This is a genomic window from Microbacterium sp. 20-116, assembly GCF_041079415.1.
In the GTDB taxonomy this organism is placed as follows: Bacteria; Actinomycetota; Actinomycetes; order Actinomycetales; family Microbacteriaceae; genus Microbacterium.
On the sequence record NZ_JBFYGP010000010.1, the window covers coordinates 68,342 to 85,361 of the forward strand.

A 17,020-nucleotide genomic window follows, 5' to 3' on the forward strand; every position below is an offset into this window, starting at 1 on the left:
CGGGTTGGCCGAGATGTTGACGTAAACATAACTCGGCCCCGCTAGTGTGTCAACGTCAACATCCCGAGGGGGCACGCATGAGCGAGACGACGACGACGTCGACCGCGATTCCGATGCGCGAGCGTCGACGCGAGGTGTCGATGGCCGACGTGGCTGCGGCCGCGGGGGTGTCGGGACAGACCGTCTCCCGCGTCGCCAACGGCCGCGCGAACGTCGACCCCGACACTCGACAGCGAGTGCTCGACGCGATGTCCACGCTGGGGTACCGCCCGAACAGTGCCGCTCGGGCGCTGCGGTCGGGACGCTTCCGCAGCATCGGCGTCATCATGTTCTCGCTGAGCTCGTACGGCAACACGCGCACGCTCGACGCGTTGGCGTCGATGGCCGCGGCATCCGGGTACTCCATCACCCTCATCACGGTCCAATCCGCCTCGCAGTCCGACGTGTCGGGTGCCTTCCTCCGCCTGCACGAGCACGCGGTCGACGGCATCGTGATCCTGATCGAGACCCACCGTCTCGGTGAGAACGAGCTCTCGCTGCCCACCGGGCTGCCGGTCGTGGTCGTCGATTCGAGTGCCGACTACCCCTACGCGGTCGTCGACAACGACCAGGCTCAGGGCGCCCGCCTGGCGACCGAGCACCTGCTCGACCTCGGCCACGAGACCGTGTGGCACGTCTCGGGTCCGCCCGAGTCCTTCGCCGCGGAACGTCGCCGCGACGCATGGCGTTCGGCCCTCGAGGATCGCGGATGCCGTGTGCCCGAGGTGCAGATCGGTGACTGGACGGCCGACTCGGGGCATCGGATCGGACAGGCGCTCGCGAAGGGCCCCGCCGTCACTGCCGTCTTCGCCGCCAACGACCAGATGGCGCTCGGCGTGATCCGCGCCCTGCACGAGGCGGGACGGGTCGTGCCGCGAGATGTCAGCGTGGTCGGCTTCGACGACATGCCCGAGGCGGCGAACTTCTGGCCGCCGCTGACGACGGTGCGGCAGCGATTCGAGCGCGTCGGCGAAGAGGCGATGAGCGCTCTGATCGCCGACATCGAGGGCGACGGCGGCGAGCACGCCCGCACCCTCGTCCCCACCTCGCTGGTGGTGCGCGCCAGTTCGGGTCCGCGTTCCTGACCGGCGCGTTGCGCTCCCGGCGGACTGCGAGACCGACACGATGACCCACGCGGGCGAAAGTCGCACCTCTTACTGCGGCCCGTTTCTCCCGCACGTCGGCGGCGCCGCCGCCACGGCCGAAACCAAGATTCCGACTGAGCTCGAGGCATCTGGCCTTTACGCGTCATGGGACTCCTCATTCGAGGACGTCTTTATCGGCCCCGACGGGTCCGACTGCGAAATCTGGGCCACGCGCTGACATCACAGCAACGAAAGACCAACCAGACCAAGGAGCCAACATAGCCAAGCAGCGTCGCAGCCTCGGAGACCGCAACTCCGCGGCGATCGCACACGACACCGACGTCGTGCCCGAACCCGCACCCATCACCCCTGAGCCGACCCCAACGGCACCCACCAAGACCACCCCGGCTCGCGCCAAGACCGCGCCGCTGCCTTCGGCCCCCGAAAAGGTGGCGCCCGCAGTCGGCGCCGGCACCGACCGCATCGGGAGCTACCTCACGCAAGACGAGGTAGACGGCGCTCGAGGCGCGTACCTGGCGGACTGGTCCAACGGGGGAGAGGCCGACACCTTCGCCCGATGGATCGCCGCCGCGATGGACACCCACGCTGCACGCACCCCTCAGCAGCGCGCGGCACGCGGCAACCTCCGCGGTCGCGCGGCCGAGCGCAGCGGCGCCAGCCGCTCGTTCAGCATCCCCACGAGCACCGTCAAGCGGATGCGTACCGCGATCACCGCCGACCAGAACGCCGGCCGCTGGCCCTCCGACAGCGCCTCGTGTGCCGAAGCGATCGCCCTCGCCACCGAAGACGCGCGATCGCGAAACGGCGGGACGCTCCCGACGCCGCCGGCAAGACTCCCCAACCGGCTCGTGCGCTGAACACAGCGCCCCCTCAACCAGCTGTCCTCCGGCCCATCTCTCTCCCGGGCCGGGGGACAGCTCTGTCTCACCCCGATGCGGCCTCAGCCGTCACCGGCAGTTACAAGCCCCCAAGCATCTCGAACACCTCCCGTCCGAGCTCCAGCAGCCGCACGAGCAGGTGGATCAGCGCGAAGCCGTTCTTTCGCGCGCGAGGGCGGGGGGACTTGTTATCGGTGTTGTCATCGGTCATGAATGGGATGTATGCGGCGCGGTCTCATTTCCGGTTGCTCGTCGACGGGCCTGGCCTTGACGTACTCCGACCAGGTGCACTCCACACCCGCCCAGCCTCGAGAAAGTCGCCGACCTCGGCGACCAGCGCTGCGAGTGTGGCTCAGACTCAGGCGGTGTTTGACGTCGAGGGCGACCGCTCGCTGACGGCCGAGTTCCAGACCCACGCCTGCAGCTGCTCCTGCCCCACGGTGAAGCGAATCCCCACCGCCCGCGACGTCCACCTGCAGGCCTCGGCGTCGACACGCAGAGGAGTGGCCCCGAATCGCACCCACGCCAGCACGGGCTTGGGGTGAGGGTCGATCGTCACCGGCGAGTCCAGTTCGAGCTCTGCCGGCGACAGCGTCTGCAGCGGGCCGGCTGTCGCAGCCGTCTGCGCCAGAATGCGCTCGTCCATCAGCCTGTCGTAGTGACGCGCGTACCTCCGGTTGCTGCCCACCACAGCCTCCCTCGCATCGCCGCCTGGAAACACTAGAACATATGTTCTATGGTTTTTTACCATGACGCGAACGGCAATCGACCCGACGGCCACGCTGTGGGTCGTCGACGGCACCCCGACGCGGCTCGTCTACGCCGGCCGCCGCTGGCGCGTCACTGACACGCCCACACGGCTCGAGGAGCCTGGGTGGACGGCGCCGCTTGAGGCCCACGAGCCTGCGGTGGGCTGGCGATTCCAGGCCACGAACTCGGCGGGGGAGAGTCTGGTGTTCGACGTCTTCCAGGTCGGGGACGCCTGGCACGTGCACCGCTCATACAGCTAGGCCAGAATGCCGAGCTCATCCAACGGCGCGCCGATGGCGAAAGACGTCCTGGCCGGAGATCTCCAGAGAGGCCTTGTGCGGCGTTCCGGCTGGAGAGGCCCACACGATACGAAGTTGAACCGTCTCTCCTTTGAGGTTGTTCAGTGACAGGGTTGCTTCGCAGGGCACTTCAAAGTCCGTCCACGGCGCGACGACCTGGGGGCCATCATGTCGTCCCGCACCCCACGGGCCCCCGAGACGGAATCGAACGTTGTGTGCAGGGTCCAGCCCCTGGTTGGCGATGAAGAAGTGGTGCTCGTCGGCCCACCCGACAGTCCATTCCACGTCATACGGCTCGACGGCTCGCGCCTCCGTGCGACGCGATAGCTCGTCCGCGTTGAGCGCGATTCGGTTGGCCTGCGCAGCGAGGTCATTCGCTCCGGACGCGACCTTGTTCGCCCTACGCGCCTGAGAGAGTCCGACGAAGGCTGGGACCGCGGCGACGACGCTGACCCCCAGCGCGATAACAGCTGCTGTGTCGACCACGTCCGTCATCCCCTCAAACTACGCGCGAAGTTCAGGTGTCTGTGGCGTTGGCGCAGACGCGCCAGGCGTCCGCGAGAGCTTATTCTGTACTACATAAGGGTGGTATTGGAGTACAATAATCACGTGGCAATGAAATGGGCGGAGAGCGCCGAGAAGCACTATCCGATCGCGGACGGCATCCACGCCATCCAGAACCGGCGAGTTTTTCTGCCCGCGTTTGATGTCGACCCCGAAACCGGAGAGGTCGTCGACCTAATTGTCGGCCCTGCGCGCGATGGGCAGCTCCTCGAGGTCTTCGTCCATCGGCGCGCGCCGCGCACTGTATACATCTTCCACGTCCTGCACTTCCGCCCAAAGACTGCGGCGCGAGCGCGGGCGATCATGACCGCACAGAACGAGGAGGGAAAGAAATGACCCTGAGCAAGAACGAGCAGGACCACTACGCCGCTCTCGCTGCCCGAGCCGAGAACGAGGGCTACGCGCCCATCGAGCAGCTGCCGGCCTTCGACGCGGAGAGAAGCACCACCTCCGAAGAGTTGGATGCCCTTCTCGGCGAAATTGGCGAGCTCCCAGCCTCGACAACCCCTGCGGGCGCCACGGCCGGGCGAGCCACCGAGGAGGACCTGCAGGAGCTCATTGCACTCGGCGGTCGGCCGAGCCTCAGTGGTCGGCCCGGAACGGGGCCCTCTCCGAAGCGACAGGTCCGCCTCCCGCACGACCTCGACGCGCTCCTCACGCAGCGCGCGGAGCGCGATCATACGAAGCCCAGCGTGATCATGCGCGACGCGATCGACGCCTACCTCCGAGTCGACGCATAACCCTGCTTGGCGATAGCGCGCCGCTTCCCTCCAACTGTCTGATCGCGCGGAGGAGAGCAAAGAAAGGGCCCCCTCGCGGGGGCCCCGGGCTCAGCCCAACATCTCCCAGATCGTGCACGCGAGGCGGAAGAGGATCAAAATTCCCATCCGTACCCACTGTCCACGTTCGTCGGAGTGCTTCTTATCGACAGAACCTCGTCGATTCATCGTCAGCACCTGACCTCTCGTCGTGTGCGACCGATACGAGAGGGGCTGACATGAGAGCGCCCGAGGGCCTGCAAGCTGGCGGACCGCGCTTGCAGGCCCTATAAAGGGCGCGTAGAATCCAGTTGTTGAACCGGGAAACCACGCTTCCCATGCCCGCCGCCTGGCAGGCAAGATCTGAACCCCAGTCGTTGGTAGCGGCTGGGGTCTTTTCTTGCCTGAGTGAGCGGGTCGCACGTCGCCGCCCTCTGAGATCCATTCTCCCACGGGGTCGTCACGTCTTGAGGGTCTCCCGCTCGATCTCCAACGCCACACCCAAAACTCGGGTTCAAGTGCTGTCGCCGCCGGGAGCGATACGTAGGCTTGAACGCCAACTCGCCATACGCGACATCGCAGCGAGCTAGCACTTACCTCGCAGCGAACTAGCAGACATCGCATACTACTGTCTGAGTCACCAACTACCTGGGATGGTGGGAGGCGTCGGAAGGCACTCGAAGGGCGAAGATCTGACCATGACTCAATCATCAAAACGGGCCGCTGGAGGTCGCAAGGATCTGGAAGTTGAACTCCCTGATCGCCATGACGTCCTCGTCTCAATGTTGTCAGGTACAGGCCGCGGAGGGGTCCCTCTGCGCAGCGACTTCGTTCAGCTGCGTGAAGCCGATCCCTCCGGTAGCCGAGTGTCACGTCTCGCCTCGTTTACAACCGACCCACGCTCCCTCGACGCGTACCTCCTCATCCACGCCCTTGCGAGCTCGAAAGCCCCCCACGAGGCTTCATACCCTGGACTCGTCTGGGCACATGCCGCAGGTTTCACTCTCACCGCATCGCAGAAGTCGGCTCGTCAGCAGTGGTCAAAGTCAGTCAACAAGCTCGCCCGACTTCAGCTCATCGAGGCCGGCCGCGACAAGAGGCAGGCCGTGTACACGCTGCTGCACGAGAGAGGAGACGGAGAACCGTACACGCGGCCCACCAAGCTCGCGCACGGAGGATGGGTCACCATTCCTCACGCATACTGGCTGGAGGGCTGGGACCAGAAGCTGACTCTCGCTGAGAAGGTCATGCTCCTTATCTCGCTCGATCAGAAGCAACGGTTCGAGCTCCCCACCAATCGAACCTCGGAATGGTACGGGGTATCCGAGTCCACCGCCGTCCGCGGATTCAAGGGACTCCGCGAACGGGGCATCCTCGACGCGGAACCGAGGACCACGATCGACTTGAGCACGAAGACGATGATGCGGACCGTCAATGTGTACACAACGGTTGGGATCTGGACCAAGGCAAACCGTGAGAAGACCATGACGGTCAAGCGCCGACGTGCCACGCCGGCTAAGCCATCGAAGAAGGGCGACGCTGTCGCCTGATCGACGTCCAACAAACATCATGCACATCGAAGCTCATCTACTTCGGCAACAGACGGCCTACCAGTCTCCGTACGACGAAACGGCTCGAGGATTCCGAGATTACTGGTGGCTAGACCCTTTCGCGCGCGCTCCTGAGCGAGATCATCTTCCCTACTCGTTTACCGGCGACGAAAGTCAAGAGGTGGCGAGAGCTCTTCTCCGCACAAGAGCAGGGTTCACAGACCTCGAAGATGCCGGCGTCGAACTGCCCCGCGACGCCATAGCTGTGGACTTCATCGAGGTGCGAGCAGATCTCCTGCATCCTCGTCGGGGTGTGGGGACTCAGGTGATACGCCGACTCGAGCAACTGTACCCCGACCACGCCCTCTACGCGTTCTCCGAAAAGGCAGATGACTTCTGGTTCAGCACGGGGTGGTCATTCACTCCCCGGCGCGATGGCCGGACCTCCTCTTACAGGCCGCTGTTCATTCTCTGGAGGGTCTGAGACCCGTCGTCACCAGCTCATCGGACGCGCTACCGTCCGCCAGAAAGGAACTGGTCGCCATCGTCAGCCAGCCGAACCGTGAAGTCCGCTTTATCCGCCAAATCGATTGACGCGAGGAGTCGGACGTTGTCGGCAATTGCAGTCGCCTCCCGCTCGTCCCATATCGGCACTGACGGGTCTGACCCTCGTGCTTCTACCTGGGCCTCTCTGATGCGCCTCGACAGCTCGAGGGTGCGCTCGATGTTTGCGAGCCTCTGCGCCCTCACCTCCTCACGCTTGAGCTCGTTGTCCAGGTGGAGAGCCTCGGCCCGAAGGAACTTCTCCTGCACGCTGAGTTCGATGGTTGAGTCCTCGATCGCATTCTGAATGTTCTCGCGCGCCACCTGCTCTGTCAGAAGTTGCTTCTTCAGGGTGCCGAGGCGGAACGCGTCCGTGAAGGAGACGATGGCGTCCGCAACAGGTTTGAGAAACTTGCCGATCATCATGATGTCGACGGGGTTTACGTAGCTAAGAGATCGAATGGTGAGGATGTCTTCGCGGACGATCGACAGTGCTACGTGCGGCGGCCGAGCTTGCCAAATGCCAGCCGGCACCGAGACTTGCACGCCATGCAGCGATAAGTCCTCGTCCAGCAGGTTCGTGAAACGCGTAGCTCGGGTGGAGGCCAGAAAACCGAGGGCAACTAGATCAACGCCGGCATTGATATTCGCCAGCACGTGCTCCGCCGGAAGGCGAGTAGTGGTGTTGCCACTGACGCGAAGAGCGGACGCTCGGTCTACCGGCTGGGCGGTTGGCGGCGTCGTCAAAAGTCGCATCGCCCCATCATGCCGGTTTTCGTCGGCGTCCGACGGTGTTCGCTTGGGGATGGCTCAGTCGTAGCGTCGCGGAGGGCGTGGCGTCTTTCGCAGCAGCAGCTTCAGAACGGCACGAGCCCTCTTGCTCTTCGTTGCACTACCGAAGATCGCAATGTAAGCGACGCCGCCAATGATGCTCACCCACGCGGCGGCAATGACGCCAGTGATTCGCAAGCCGCCGTCGAGGGCCGAGGCGAGAGGCGGAAGGAAGTCGAACACCGTAGCTCCGAGCTGGCGCCAGCTCCCCGTTGCCATGCGCCGGTCGGGTAGACGGGTCAGCTTGGACTTATGGCGGGCGGATACTTCCGCAGACTGTGATCACATGGTCACACCCTTGGTGATCCGGCCCACGGGGTGACCGGAGAGTGAAACGCAATCACAGACCGCCCAGGAGCGTAGAAGTTCGTTCCTGAAGTAGTCGTGTTCCTTGCGGGGCTTCTAAGCACGTTGTGCCTGCCCGCAGATGGACCCTCGTCTGACGAGGGTGTTGTGCCTGGTGTCAACCATAAGCCACTCAGTAACAGTCGGGGCGTGAAAAATCGGCCCAACTTGGACCCTCCGTGTGTCAGGGCGCGGTCCTCAGTGTGTTCGCTGAAGGATCGTCGTACGAGACGCCCGGCTATGCCTCGGGGCCGTGGCCGGCTGGTGGTTGACGGCATCTCAGATCGGGTGTGCGAAACGAATCCCACATGGGGGTGCCTCTGTGGGAGGTCAGTTTGTGAGTGGGCGCGATCGTCGGTAGAACGTGGCTCGTGACATGCCGAGGTCGCGGACGACTTGAGCGGCGGGCTGGCCTGCGTCGACCAAATGACAAATTGGCCACCTAGCGATCGCTCAGCCACCGCACCCAATCCACGCGCCGCATTCCGCGCACCCGTTGCGATCATCCATAGCGCTCCCTTAGGCTCGGTGTTGACGTCAACATGTTGACGTCAACATCCCCACCTGAGGTCGCACCGCTGCGGCCGGATCGGAATGACGATGAAGTCAGCTCGACTGCTGTCGATGACCTGTGCGGTGGCACTGGCCGCCGGCGCGATCACCGCCACGGCCGCCGTGGCACCTCCGCCCGCCGAGGCGGCCGCCGCCGCTCCCGTGCGCATCACCCCCAACCCCGCCACCGCCTCCGAGAAGCCGTTCGAAGGGTGGGGCACGAGCCTGGTGTGGTTCGCCAACGCGACCGGCAACTACCCCGCCGACGTGCGCCAGAAGCTGTTCGACGCCGTCTTCGGCGACGACGGGCTCAACCTCAACATCGCCCGCTACAACATCGGCGGCGGGAACGCGTCGGACGTCCCGTCGTACCTCCGCCCCGGTGGCGCGGTCCCCGGGTTCTGGAACCCCGACCTGCAGGCGAGCGACGCGAACGGCGCGATCACCTCGAACTACGCCGACCGTGCGCGCTACAAGGCGGCCTGGAACCCCGACGACCCCGCCGCCTACGACTTCACGAAGGATTCCGCCCAGCGCTGGTGGCTCGACGCCCTGAAGGGCAAGGTCACCCACTGGGAGGCCTTCAGCAACTCCCCGCCGTACTTCCTCACGCAGAGCGGATACGCCTCGGGCGGCATCAACAACGCCACCAGTGAGCAGCTCGCGACCGAAGACATGGACAAGTTCGCCGGGTATCTCACCACCGTCGTCGACGAGCTCGAGAAAGCGCACGGCATCCGGTTCGACACGATCGATCCGTTCAACGAGCCGAACACGAACTACTGGCAGACCCAGATCCCGAACGGCGCCACCTGGCCGACCGGCGGACGCCAGGAGGGCGCTCACATCGGACCCCAGGCGCAGGATGCCATGGTCAAGGCGCTCGCCGCCCGCCTCGCGCAGCCGAGCACCACCACCGACGCCGTCATCTCGGCGATGGACGAGACCAACCCCGGCATCTTCGCGACCAACTGGAACGCGTGGTCGGCCCAGTCCAAGAGCCTGGTCGACCAGTTGAATGTCCACACGTACGGCACCGACGGTCGACAGGTCGTGCGCGACATCGCCAAGGCCGCGGACAAGCCGCTGTGGATGAGCGAGGTCGAGGGCAACTGGACCGCCCAGGACAAGGGCTTCGTCACCGACGACATCGAGAACGGTCTCGGCATGGCCCAGCACATCGTGGGCGACCTGCGCGAGCTCGAGCCCGACGCCTGGGTGTTCTGGCAGCCCGTGGAAGACCTCTACAACATGGAGAAGGTCGAGAAGCTCAACTGGGGCAGCGTCTTCATCGACTTCGACTGCAACGCGCAGGGGCAATCCGAGCGTCGTCTGAAGGACGGCGACGCCGACCCTTCGTGCCAGGTGCTGACGAACGAGAAGTTCAACACCGTGCGCAACTTCACGCACTACATCGCCCCCGGTGACCACCTCATGGCGACCGACAACGCGCAGTCGACCGCCGCGATCGACGCCGACGGCCAGGGTGCGACGATCGTCCACGTCAACGCCGAGGCGACCGAGCGCACCGTGCAGATCGACCTGCGCGATTTCGGCACCGTCGCCCCCGGTGCGACCGTGACCCCGATCGTCACGACGCAGTCGACGGCCGACGCGCCGTCGGTCAACGCGTTGAAGACGGGGCAGCCGGTCGCCGTCGACGCGGCATCCCGCACCGCGACGCTCACCATCCCCGCGAAGTCGGTCGTGACGTTCGAGATCGACGGCGTCTCGGGAGTCTCTCCCGACGCCGCCGCGTTCCGAGACGGTCAGACGGTGCAGCTGTCGGGCCTGCAGAGTGGACTCGCCCTCGACGGCGGCTCGACGCTCGCCGTACGGACCCCCGCCACCACGGCCGACACCGCCCGCGCCCAGTCGTGGACCGTTCGCACGATCGACGGCAAGGGCACCAACCGACACCGGTTCACCCTGCAGAACGGGACGGGGAAGTTCCTCGCCTCGAGCGGCACCAGCACCGCCCTGGTGGATGCCGATCCGGCCGCGGCCGCGTCGAACCCCGCACTGCAGTGGATGGCGTCGACGACCGACGGCACCTACTACTCGATACTGAACGTCGCAGCCGAGCGCGTCCTCGACGTCAACGGAGCGAGCACCACCCCCGGCGCGTCCGTCGGACTGTGGACCTCGAACGGCGGCGGCAACCAGCAGTGGCGCATCGCCGGGACCTCGGTCGTCGGGGCCGAGCCGGTGACGGTGGCGACCGCCGTGGGCGTGAGCCCGACGCTCCCGAGCACCGTCGACCTCCGTTACGCCGGTCGGACCCTTCGCAGCGCCGCGGTGAGCTGGCAGCTCGATGGGGTGGACTTCTCGCGCGTCGGAACGGTCCAGGTGCGAGGGACCGGCACCGACCTGTTCGGCAACGCCTTCGAGGCCACGGCCACCGTCGAGGTGGGGCCCTACACCGCCACGCGGCCGGCATCCGTCACCGTTCCCGCCGGGAGCGCGCTCGACGTGGTGCGGAGCCAGGCCGACGGCAGCGTGCAGGCGGAGCTGAGCCCCTCGGGCTCGGGCTTCTGGGTGCCGGTCCAGTGGAGCTGGGACGGACTCACCGACGCCTCCTTCGCCCAGACGGGGACCGTCGGCGTGACGGGCGTGGCCACCGGGCCCAGCGGCGAGAAGCTCGACGCGCGCCTGACGGTGATCGTCACCGCGGCGTCGGAGCGCAACGTCGCCCCGCAGAGCCAGCCGTCGGCGACCTTCACCGAGAGCTCCCAGTACGGGGTGGGCAACACCATCAATGGCAGCTCCACAGACAAGGGGTGGTCGAACTGGCGTTCGGGCACGAAGAACGAGCAGGACACGCTGAGCTACGCGCTGAAGCAGCGCGAGACGCTCACCCACGTCGCCGTGCAGTTCTACCGCGACGGCAACACCATGAGCTGGCCCGCGACCCTGCGGGTGGACCGTCGCGTGAGCGGCGGGGACTGGATCCAGGGAGACCTGGTGACCGTGCCCACCCCCTCGAGCGGTGCGCCGAAGGTCGATGTGCCGGTCGCCGGCGCTGCCGACGAGGTCCGCGTGGTCATGAACGCCCGTTCGCAGACGCACATGATCGTGTCCGAGGTCGAGATCTTCGCGGCGGCCCCGGCTCCCGCGGGTATCGCCGATCTCGCCCGCCTCACCGTAGGTGACACGCCGGTCGAGGGGTTCGCCCCCGACGTGCTCGATTACACCGTCTCGTCGACGGGTGCGACCTGGCCGGCCCTGCACGCCCTGGCCGTCGACGAGGACGCGAGCGTCGTCATCATCCAGCCCGGTGCGTCCGAGTCGGCCGACACGGCACGGGTGGCGGCGCTCGCCGCGACCGGCGGCGTCGGAACCGTGCAGGTCACGGCCCCCGACGGCACCTCGCGCACCTACTCGGTCACCGTGAACCGGACCGTCGGCGTCACCAGCGTCACCGTGACGGGCGAGCCCCGCGTGGGCTCCACCCTGCGGGCGACGGTCGTGACCGATCCGGCCGAGGCGGCCGCGGCGTACTCGTGGATGCGCGACGGCGTCGCCATCGACGGTGCCACCGCCGACAGCTACGCGCTGACGGCGGCCGACGAGGGGCGTCAGATCACCGTCGAGGCGACCGCGACGGCGGCCGGCTTCGCGGCGGGCACCGCTCGATCGGCGGCGGTCGTCCCCACGGCGGCGGTGTCCGACCCGGGGACGGGCGGCGGAACGGACGGCGGATCGGGAACCCCGGGCGCCGGTACCGGCTCCACCGGACCGGGGGCCGGAGCCGGTGACGGCTCGCCGGCGAGCTCCGCAAACACCGGAGCGGGCTCTGCGGCGAACGGGCGCGACCTGGCCACCACCGGCCAGAACACCGAAGGCGTGCTCGTCCTGAGCATCGGCGCGCTCGTCCTGCTCCTGCTCGGAGCCGGGGCGGTCGTGCTGCGGCGTCGCCGCTCTCGCGTGTGACTCTCTGAAACCGAAGGCCGTGTCGGTCGCCTCCCCGCGACCGGCACGGCCTTCGGCGTCGCCGAGGGGCCGGGGTGCCGGCATCCCTTCCCCTTCGCGCACATCCGTGCAACCCCGAGCCGTGCGGCCCCGACCCGGGGGAGGATGGATGCATCCGCATCGACCCTCCTGAGGAGAACCATGCACGTCAATGCCTACGCGGCGTCGTCCGCGACCTCGCCCCTCGAGCCCACGACCATCGAGCGTCGTGACGTCGGCCCGAAGGACGTCCTGATCGACATCGCCTACGCCGGCATCTGCCACTCCGACATCCACACCATCCGCGGCGAGTGGGGCAACGTCCCCTACCCGCTGACCGTGGGCCACGAGATCGTCGGCACGGTCGCCGAGGTCGGTTCCGAGGTCACCAGCCACAAGGTCGGCGATCGCGTCGGCGTCGGCTGCATGGTCAACTCGTGCCGCGAATGCGAGAACTGCCTCGCGGGCGAGGAGCAGTACTGCGAGAAGGGCAACATCGGCACCTACGGGGCCAAGGACGTCGACGGCACGATCACCCAGGGCGGCTACAGCGAGAAGATCGTCGTCGACGAGCACTTCGTGTTGCGCGTTCCCGAGTCGATCCCCTACGACAAGGCCGCCCCGCTGCTGTGCGCCGGCATCACGACCTACTCGCCCCTGAACCACTGGAACGCGGGCCCCGGCAAGAAGGTCGCCGTCGTCGGTCTCGGCGGTCTCGGTCACATGGCCGTCAAGATCGCCCACGCCATGGGCGCCGAGGTCACCGTGCTCTCGCAGACGCTCAGCAAGAAGGACGACGGCCTGAAGATGGGCGCCGACCACTACTACGCGACGAAGGACGACGAGACCTTCGAGAAGCTGAAGAAGACCTTCGACCTCATCATCAACACCGTCAGTGCCCCGCTCGACCTCAAGCAGTACCTCGGCCTGCTCGCGCTCAACGGCACGATGGTCAACGTCGGCGCCCCGCCGGAGCCGCTGCCCATCCAGGTCTTCACCCTGTTCACGAACCGTCGCTCGTTCGCCGGTTCGTCGATCGGCGGCATCCGCGAGACCCAGGAGATGCTCGACTTCTGCGCCGAGAACGGCATCGCGCCCGAGACCGAGCTCATCTCGGCCGACCAGATCAACGAGGCCTACGAGCGCGTGCTGAACAGCGACGTGCGCTACCGCTTCGTCATCGACGCGAAGACCTTCGCGCCCGCCTGACCCCGGCTTCGGCCCCGGATGCCACGGCCCCGACGTTCTCGAGAGCGTCGGGGCCGCGGCGTTCCCGGCGTTCCGCCTGGGCTCGTCGGCTCGTCGTCTCGTCGCCCCGGTTCGGCCCGCGCGCGTACCGTCGTGCGGAGTGCGTGCCGGACACGCCGGCTACGCGCCTCGGCATCCCGGCGTTTCCCGGCCGACTCCGCCCGAAGGTACCGACCGGCTCCGCCCGACGGCGCCGTCCGAGTCCGCCCGACGACGCCGTCCGCGGGCGGGCACCGCGCGTACCGTGGTGCGGAGTGCGTGCCGGACACGCGGGCTACGCGCTTCGGCATCCCGGCGTTTCCCGGCCGACTCCGCCCGACGGTACCGACCGACTCCGCACGGCGGCTCGCCACACGCGAAAGCGGCGCCACCCCTCGGGGCGACGCCGCTTCCGGCTGCGAAAGACTCAGGCCTGGCCGAGTGCCGCCGAGACGACGGCCCGCGCCTCTTCCTGCACCGCGCGCAGGTGCTCTTCGCCGCGGAGCGACTCGGCGTACAGCTTGTAGACGTCTTCGGTGCCCGAGGGGCGGGCGGCGAACCACGCCGACTCGGTCTGCACCTTGAGCCCGCCGATCGCCGCGCCGTTGCCGGGCGCGTGCGAGAGCTTCGCGGTGATCGGCTCACCCGCGAGCTCGGTGGCGGTCACGGCATCCGGAGACAGCTTCGACAGAGCCGACTTCTGCGCGGGCGAAGCCGGGGCATCGACGCGCTGGTACGCCGAGGCGCCGAACTCGCTCTCGAGCTCCGCGTAGCGCTGCGAGGGAGTCTTGCCGGTGACGGCGAGGATCTCGGCGGCCAGCAGGCAGAGCAGGATGCCGTCCTTGTCGGTGGTCCAGACGGTTCCGTCCTTGCGCAGGAACGACGCTCCGGCCGATTCCTCGCCACCGAACGCGACGGAACCGTCGAGCAGACCGGGCACGAACCATTTGAACCCCACCGGGACCTCGAGCAGCGTCTTGCCGAGTGAGGCGGCGACGCGGTCGATGATCATCGACGACACGAGCGTCTTGCCCACGGCGGCGTCGACCGGCCAGTTCGGGCGGTGCGAGAACAGGTAATCGATGGCGACCGCGAGGTAGTGGTTGGGGTTCATCAGCCCGGCGTCGGGGGTGACGATTCCGTGGCGGTCGGCATCGGCGTCGTTGCCCGTGAGGATGTCGTACTCGTCACGCGCGGCGACCAGCGACGCCATGGCCGAGGGAGACGAGGGATCCATGCGGATCTTCTCGTCCCAGTCGAGGGTCATGAACTTCCAGGTCGGGTCGACCTCGGGGTTCACCACGGTCAGGTCGAGTCCGTACACCTCGGCGATGAGTGCCCAGTACTCCACCGACGCGCCGCCCAGCGGGTCGGCGCCGATACGGACCCCGGCGTTCTCGATGGCATCGATGTCGATGATGGATGCCAGATCGCGCACATACGCGTCCCGGAAGTCGTACTGGCCCAAGCCGTCGAGATCGATGTCGGCGTGACGCGTGCGCTTCACGCCCTCGAGGCCCGCGGCGATGAGCTCGTTCGCGCGGTCGGCGATCCAACCGGTGGCGTCGGTGTCGGCGGGGCCGCCGTGCGGCGGGTTGTACTTGAAGCCGCCGTCGCGGGGCGGGTTGTGCGAGGGCGTGACGACGATGCCGTCGGAACGGCCCGGGTCGTCGGCGGCCAGGTCACGGTTGTACGTGAGGATCGCGTGGCTAAGAGCAGGCGTCGGCACCCAGGCATCGCGCGAGTCGACGCGCACGTCGACGCCGTTGGCGACCAGCACCTCGATGGCGCTGCGTTCGGCGGGCAGCGACAGCCCGTGGGTGTCGCGGCCGAGGAAGAGCGGACCGGTGATGCCCTGTGCGGCGCGGTAGTCGACGATCGCCTGGGTCGTGGCGAGGATGTGGTCCTCGTTGAAGCTCGTGCTCAGCGACGACCCGCGGTGACCGCTGGTGCCGAAGGCGACTCGCTGCTCGGGCACCGCGGCATCCGGCTTGCGGTCGTAGTACGCCGCGATCAGTTCGTCGATGTCGATGAGATCGGATGCCTCTGCGGGCTGCCCTGCGCGACTGCTCATACGTCCAGTCTGCCCGCTGCATCCGACATGCGCACACGTCGTGACGCATTCCGAGCGAATCCGTCGGTGAGCGGCCTGCGTGACGCGGCTAGGCTGAGCCGGTGCTGCCCGACACAGACTCCGCGCCCGCCCGCCGTACCTATAGCTACCTGGGGCCGGCCGGAACCTTCACCGAGGCCGCCCTCGCCCAGGTTCCCGAGGCGCGCGACCAGATCTGGCGGCCCGTCCGTAACGTCGGCGAAGCACTCGCCGATGTGGTCGAGGGCCGTTCGGATGCCGCGATGATCGCGATCGAGAACTCCGTCGACGGCGGCGTCTCCACCGCGCAAGATGCCCTGGCCACCGTGCCCGGACTGCGCATCGTGGGCGAGTACCTCGTGCCGGTGAACTTCGTGCTCGTCGCACGCCCCGGAACGACTCTCGACGACGTATCGCTGATCGCCGCGCATCCCGTGGCCTACGCGCAGTGCCTCAAGTGGCTGAGCGAGAACGTGCCCGCGCACGCGCACCTGCCGGCCGAGAGCAACGTCGCGAGCGCCCTCGGCGTCCTCGACGGCACGAGCGCCGCCGACGCGGCCATCGCCGCTCCCGGAATCGTCGCCCACCACGACGTGACGGTGCTCGCCGAGAGCATCGGCGACAACCCGAACGCGGTGACGCGCTTCGTGCTCGTGAGCCGCACCGTCGCCCCCGCGCCTCCCACGGGCGCCGACAAGACGTCGCTGATCGTCGAGCTGCCCGAGGATCACCCGGGTGCCCTGCTCGAGCTGCTCGAGCAGTTCGCCACGCGCGGGATCAACCTGAGCCTGTTGGCATCCCGCCCCATCGGCGACGCCCTCGGCCGCTACCGCTTCGTGATCGACGCCGATGGCCACGTGCTCGACGAACGCATGGCCGATGCGCTGCTGGGTCTTCGCCGTTTCAGCCCCAAAGTGATCTTCCTCGGGTCGTACGCCCGCGCCGACCGGGCAATCGTCCGCTACCCGCAGCGCTACAGCGACGACGTGTTCGTCGAGGCGCGCGACTGGCTGCGCGGCCTGCTGAGCGGCGAGCCCGAGGCCTGACCCCGGTTCTGCCGCTGCCGCCGGAACGCCGCCCCCGGGCCGTCGTGCGGATCTCCTGTTCGACATGCCGTCTCCGGATGCCGTGACTTGGCGTGTCGTCGGCGACCTCCTCCGGACGGCCCGTCCCGCCGAGGCCCACGCCGGTTCTGCCGCCGCCGCCGGGACACCGCCCGCGGGCCGCCGCCCCGGGCCGTCGTGCGGACGTCATGTTCGACACGCCGTTTCCGGATGCCGTGAGTCGGGGTGTCGTCGACGACCTCCGCCGGACGGCCCGTCCCGCCGGGGCCCGCGCCAGTTCTGCAGCCGCCGCCGGGACGCCGCCGCCCCGGGCCGCCGCCCCCGGGCCGCCGTGCGGACTTGTCGTTCGACACGCCGTCTCCGGATGCCGTGACTCGGCGTGTCGTCGACGACTTCCGCCGGACGGCCCGTCCCGCCGCGGCCCGCGCCGGTTCTGCAGCTGCCGCCGGGCCGCCGCCCCGGGCCGTCGTG

The 17,020-nt window shown here is 67.7% G+C and carries 15 protein-coding genes and 1 pseudogene; 10 read left to right on the forward strand and 6 right to left on the reverse strand.

Annotation, left to right across the window (positions count from 1 at the left end; translation table 11 throughout):
* Positions 1-77 precede the first annotated feature (77 nt).
* Complete coding sequence (locus AB6V29_RS15425) at positions 78-1,124, forward strand: LacI family DNA-binding transcriptional regulator (RefSeq protein ID WP_369359723.1); 1,047 nt, start codon at positions 78-80, stop codon at positions 1,122-1,124.
* A gap of 344 nt (positions 1,125-1,468) precedes the next feature.
* Complete coding sequence (locus AB6V29_RS15430) at positions 1,469-2,002, forward strand: hypothetical protein (protein WP_146035553.1); 534 nt, start codon at positions 1,469-1,471, stop codon at positions 2,000-2,002.
* A gap of 100 nt (positions 2,003-2,102) precedes the next feature.
* On the opposite strand, the gene AB6V29_RS15435 is transcribed toward AB6V29_RS15430, so the two are convergent.
* Both AB6V29_RS15435 and AB6V29_RS15440 read right to left on the reverse strand, forming a co-directional pair.
* Complete coding sequence (locus tag AB6V29_RS15435; protein WP_369359726.1) at positions 2,103-2,234, reverse strand: hypothetical protein; 132 nt, start codon at positions 2,232-2,234, stop codon at positions 2,103-2,105.
* Positions 2,235-2,381: 147 nt separating this feature from the next.
* Complete coding sequence (locus AB6V29_RS15440) at positions 2,382-2,669, reverse strand: hypothetical protein (protein WP_369359728.1); 288 nt, start codon at positions 2,667-2,669, stop codon at positions 2,382-2,384.
* Positions 2,670-2,772: 103 nt separating this feature from the next.
* On the opposite strand from AB6V29_RS15440, the gene AB6V29_RS15445 reads away from it, so the two are divergent.
* Positions 2,773-3,033, forward strand: a complete 261-nt coding sequence (locus AB6V29_RS15445) for a hypothetical protein (RefSeq protein WP_103208414.1) — start codon at positions 2,773-2,775, stop codon at positions 3,031-3,033.
* A gap of 15 nt (positions 3,034-3,048) precedes the next feature.
* Here the strand turns inward: AB6V29_RS15445 and AB6V29_RS15450 are convergent, their stop codons facing one another.
* Positions 3,049-3,567: a hypothetical protein gene (locus tag AB6V29_RS15450; protein ID WP_369359730.1), complete on the reverse strand. Its 519-nt coding sequence runs from the start codon at positions 3,565-3,567 to the stop codon at positions 3,049-3,051.
* Between the two features lie 96 nt (positions 3,568-3,663).
* Here AB6V29_RS15450 and AB6V29_RS15455 point away from each other — a divergent pair, with 96 nt between their 5' ends.
* The 4 genes from AB6V29_RS15455 to AB6V29_RS15470 all read left to right on the forward strand — a co-directional run bounded on the left by AB6V29_RS15455 (position 3,664) and on the right by AB6V29_RS15470 (position 6,428).
* Positions 3,664-3,972 carry a hypothetical protein gene (locus AB6V29_RS15455; protein ID WP_369359732.1) on the forward strand — a complete coding sequence of 103 codons (309 nt, stop codon included), beginning with the start codon at positions 3,664-3,666 and terminating at the stop codon, positions 3,970-3,972.
* Positions 3,969-4,376, forward strand: coding sequence for a hypothetical protein (locus AB6V29_RS15460; protein WP_103208419.1), 408 nt, complete (start codon positions 3,969-3,971; stop codon positions 4,374-4,376). The genes AB6V29_RS15455 and AB6V29_RS15460 overlap by 4 nt, the downstream gene beginning before the upstream one ends.
* Before the next feature lie 884 nt (positions 4,377-5,260).
* Entirely contained in the window at positions 5,261-5,944 is a 684-nt protein-coding gene (locus tag AB6V29_RS15465; RefSeq protein WP_103208421.1) for a hypothetical protein, read from the forward strand.
* Between the two features lie 181 nt (positions 5,945-6,125).
* Positions 6,126-6,428, forward strand: a complete 303-nt coding sequence (locus tag AB6V29_RS15470; protein WP_369359735.1) for a hypothetical protein — start codon at positions 6,126-6,128, stop codon at positions 6,426-6,428.
* Positions 6,429-6,457: 29 nt separating this feature from the next.
* Here AB6V29_RS15470 and AB6V29_RS15475 read toward each other — a convergent pair whose 3' ends face one another.
* Together AB6V29_RS15475 and AB6V29_RS15480 are read right to left on the reverse strand one after the other, a co-directional pair.
* A complete protein-coding gene (locus AB6V29_RS15475; protein ID WP_146035557.1) occupies positions 6,458-7,243 on the reverse strand; it encodes a hypothetical protein in 786 nt (261 codons plus the stop codon).
* A gap of 750 nt (positions 7,244-7,993) precedes the next feature.
* Positions 7,994-8,089: pseudogene (locus tag AB6V29_RS15480) on the reverse strand (helix-turn-helix domain-containing protein); the annotation flags it as partial.
* A 174-nt stretch (positions 8,090-8,263) separates the two neighbouring features.
* Between AB6V29_RS15480 and AB6V29_RS15485 the strand changes: the two are divergent.
* Together AB6V29_RS15485 and AB6V29_RS15490 are read left to right on the forward strand one after the other, a co-directional pair.
* A complete protein-coding gene (locus tag AB6V29_RS15485) occupies positions 8,264-12,148 on the forward strand; it encodes an RICIN domain-containing protein (protein ID WP_369359737.1) in 3,885 nt (1,294 codons plus the stop codon).
* 180 nt (positions 12,149-12,328) lie between these two features.
* The gene (locus AB6V29_RS15490; protein ID WP_369359739.1) at positions 12,329-13,375 is read left to right on the forward strand and encodes an NAD(P)-dependent alcohol dehydrogenase; all 1,047 of its coding nucleotides are present in this window, start codon (positions 12,329-12,331) and stop codon (positions 13,373-13,375) included.
* A gap of 445 nt (positions 13,376-13,820) precedes the next feature.
* Here AB6V29_RS15490 and pgm read toward each other — a convergent pair whose 3' ends face one another.
* A complete protein-coding gene (gene pgm, locus AB6V29_RS15495) occupies positions 13,821-15,467 on the reverse strand; it encodes a phosphoglucomutase (alpha-D-glucose-1,6-bisphosphate-dependent) (protein WP_369359741.1) in 1,647 nt (548 codons plus the stop codon).
* A gap of 101 nt (positions 15,468-15,568) precedes the next feature.
* On the opposite strand from pgm, the gene pheA reads away from it, so the two are divergent.
* The gene (gene pheA, locus AB6V29_RS15500; protein ID WP_210076900.1) at positions 15,569-16,531 is read left to right on the forward strand and encodes a prephenate dehydratase; all 963 of its coding nucleotides are present in this window, start codon (positions 15,569-15,571) and stop codon (positions 16,529-16,531) included.
* The last annotated feature ends 489 nt before the right edge of the window (positions 16,532-17,020 follow it).

Bases quoted from the DNA above. Each gene is read 5' to 3' on its own strand.
- AB6V29_RS15425 (WP_369359723.1), top strand. From the start codon at position 78: ATGAGCGAGACGACGACGACGTCGACCGCGATTCCGATGCGCGAGCGT.
- AB6V29_RS15435 (WP_369359726.1), bottom strand. From the start codon at position 2,234: ATGACCGATGACAACACCGATAACAAGTCCCCCCGCCCTCGCGCGCGA.
- AB6V29_RS15440 (WP_369359728.1), bottom strand. From the start codon at position 2,669: ATGGACGAGCGCATTCTGGCGCAGACGGCTGCGACAGCCGGCCCGCTG.
- AB6V29_RS15445 (WP_103208414.1), top strand. From the start codon at position 2,773: ATGACGCGAACGGCAATCGACCCGACGGCCACGCTGTGGGTCGTCGAC.
- AB6V29_RS15450 (WP_369359730.1), bottom strand. From the start codon at position 3,567: ATGACGGACGTGGTCGACACAGCAGCTGTTATCGCGCTGGGGGTCAGC.
- AB6V29_RS15460 (WP_103208419.1), top strand. From the start codon at position 3,969: ATGACCCTGAGCAAGAACGAGCAGGACCACTACGCCGCTCTCGCTGCC.
- AB6V29_RS15475 (WP_146035557.1), bottom strand. From the start codon at position 7,243: ATGCGACTTTTGACGACGCCGCCAACCGCCCAGCCGGTAGACCGAGCG.
- AB6V29_RS15485 (WP_369359737.1), top strand. From the start codon at position 8,264: ATGAAGTCAGCTCGACTGCTGTCGATGACCTGTGCGGTGGCACTGGCC.
- AB6V29_RS15490 (WP_369359739.1), top strand. From the start codon at position 12,329: ATGCACGTCAATGCCTACGCGGCGTCGTCCGCGACCTCGCCCCTCGAG.
- pgm (WP_369359741.1), bottom strand. From the start codon at position 15,467: ATGAGCAGTCGCGCAGGGCAGCCCGCAGAGGCATCCGATCTCATCGAC.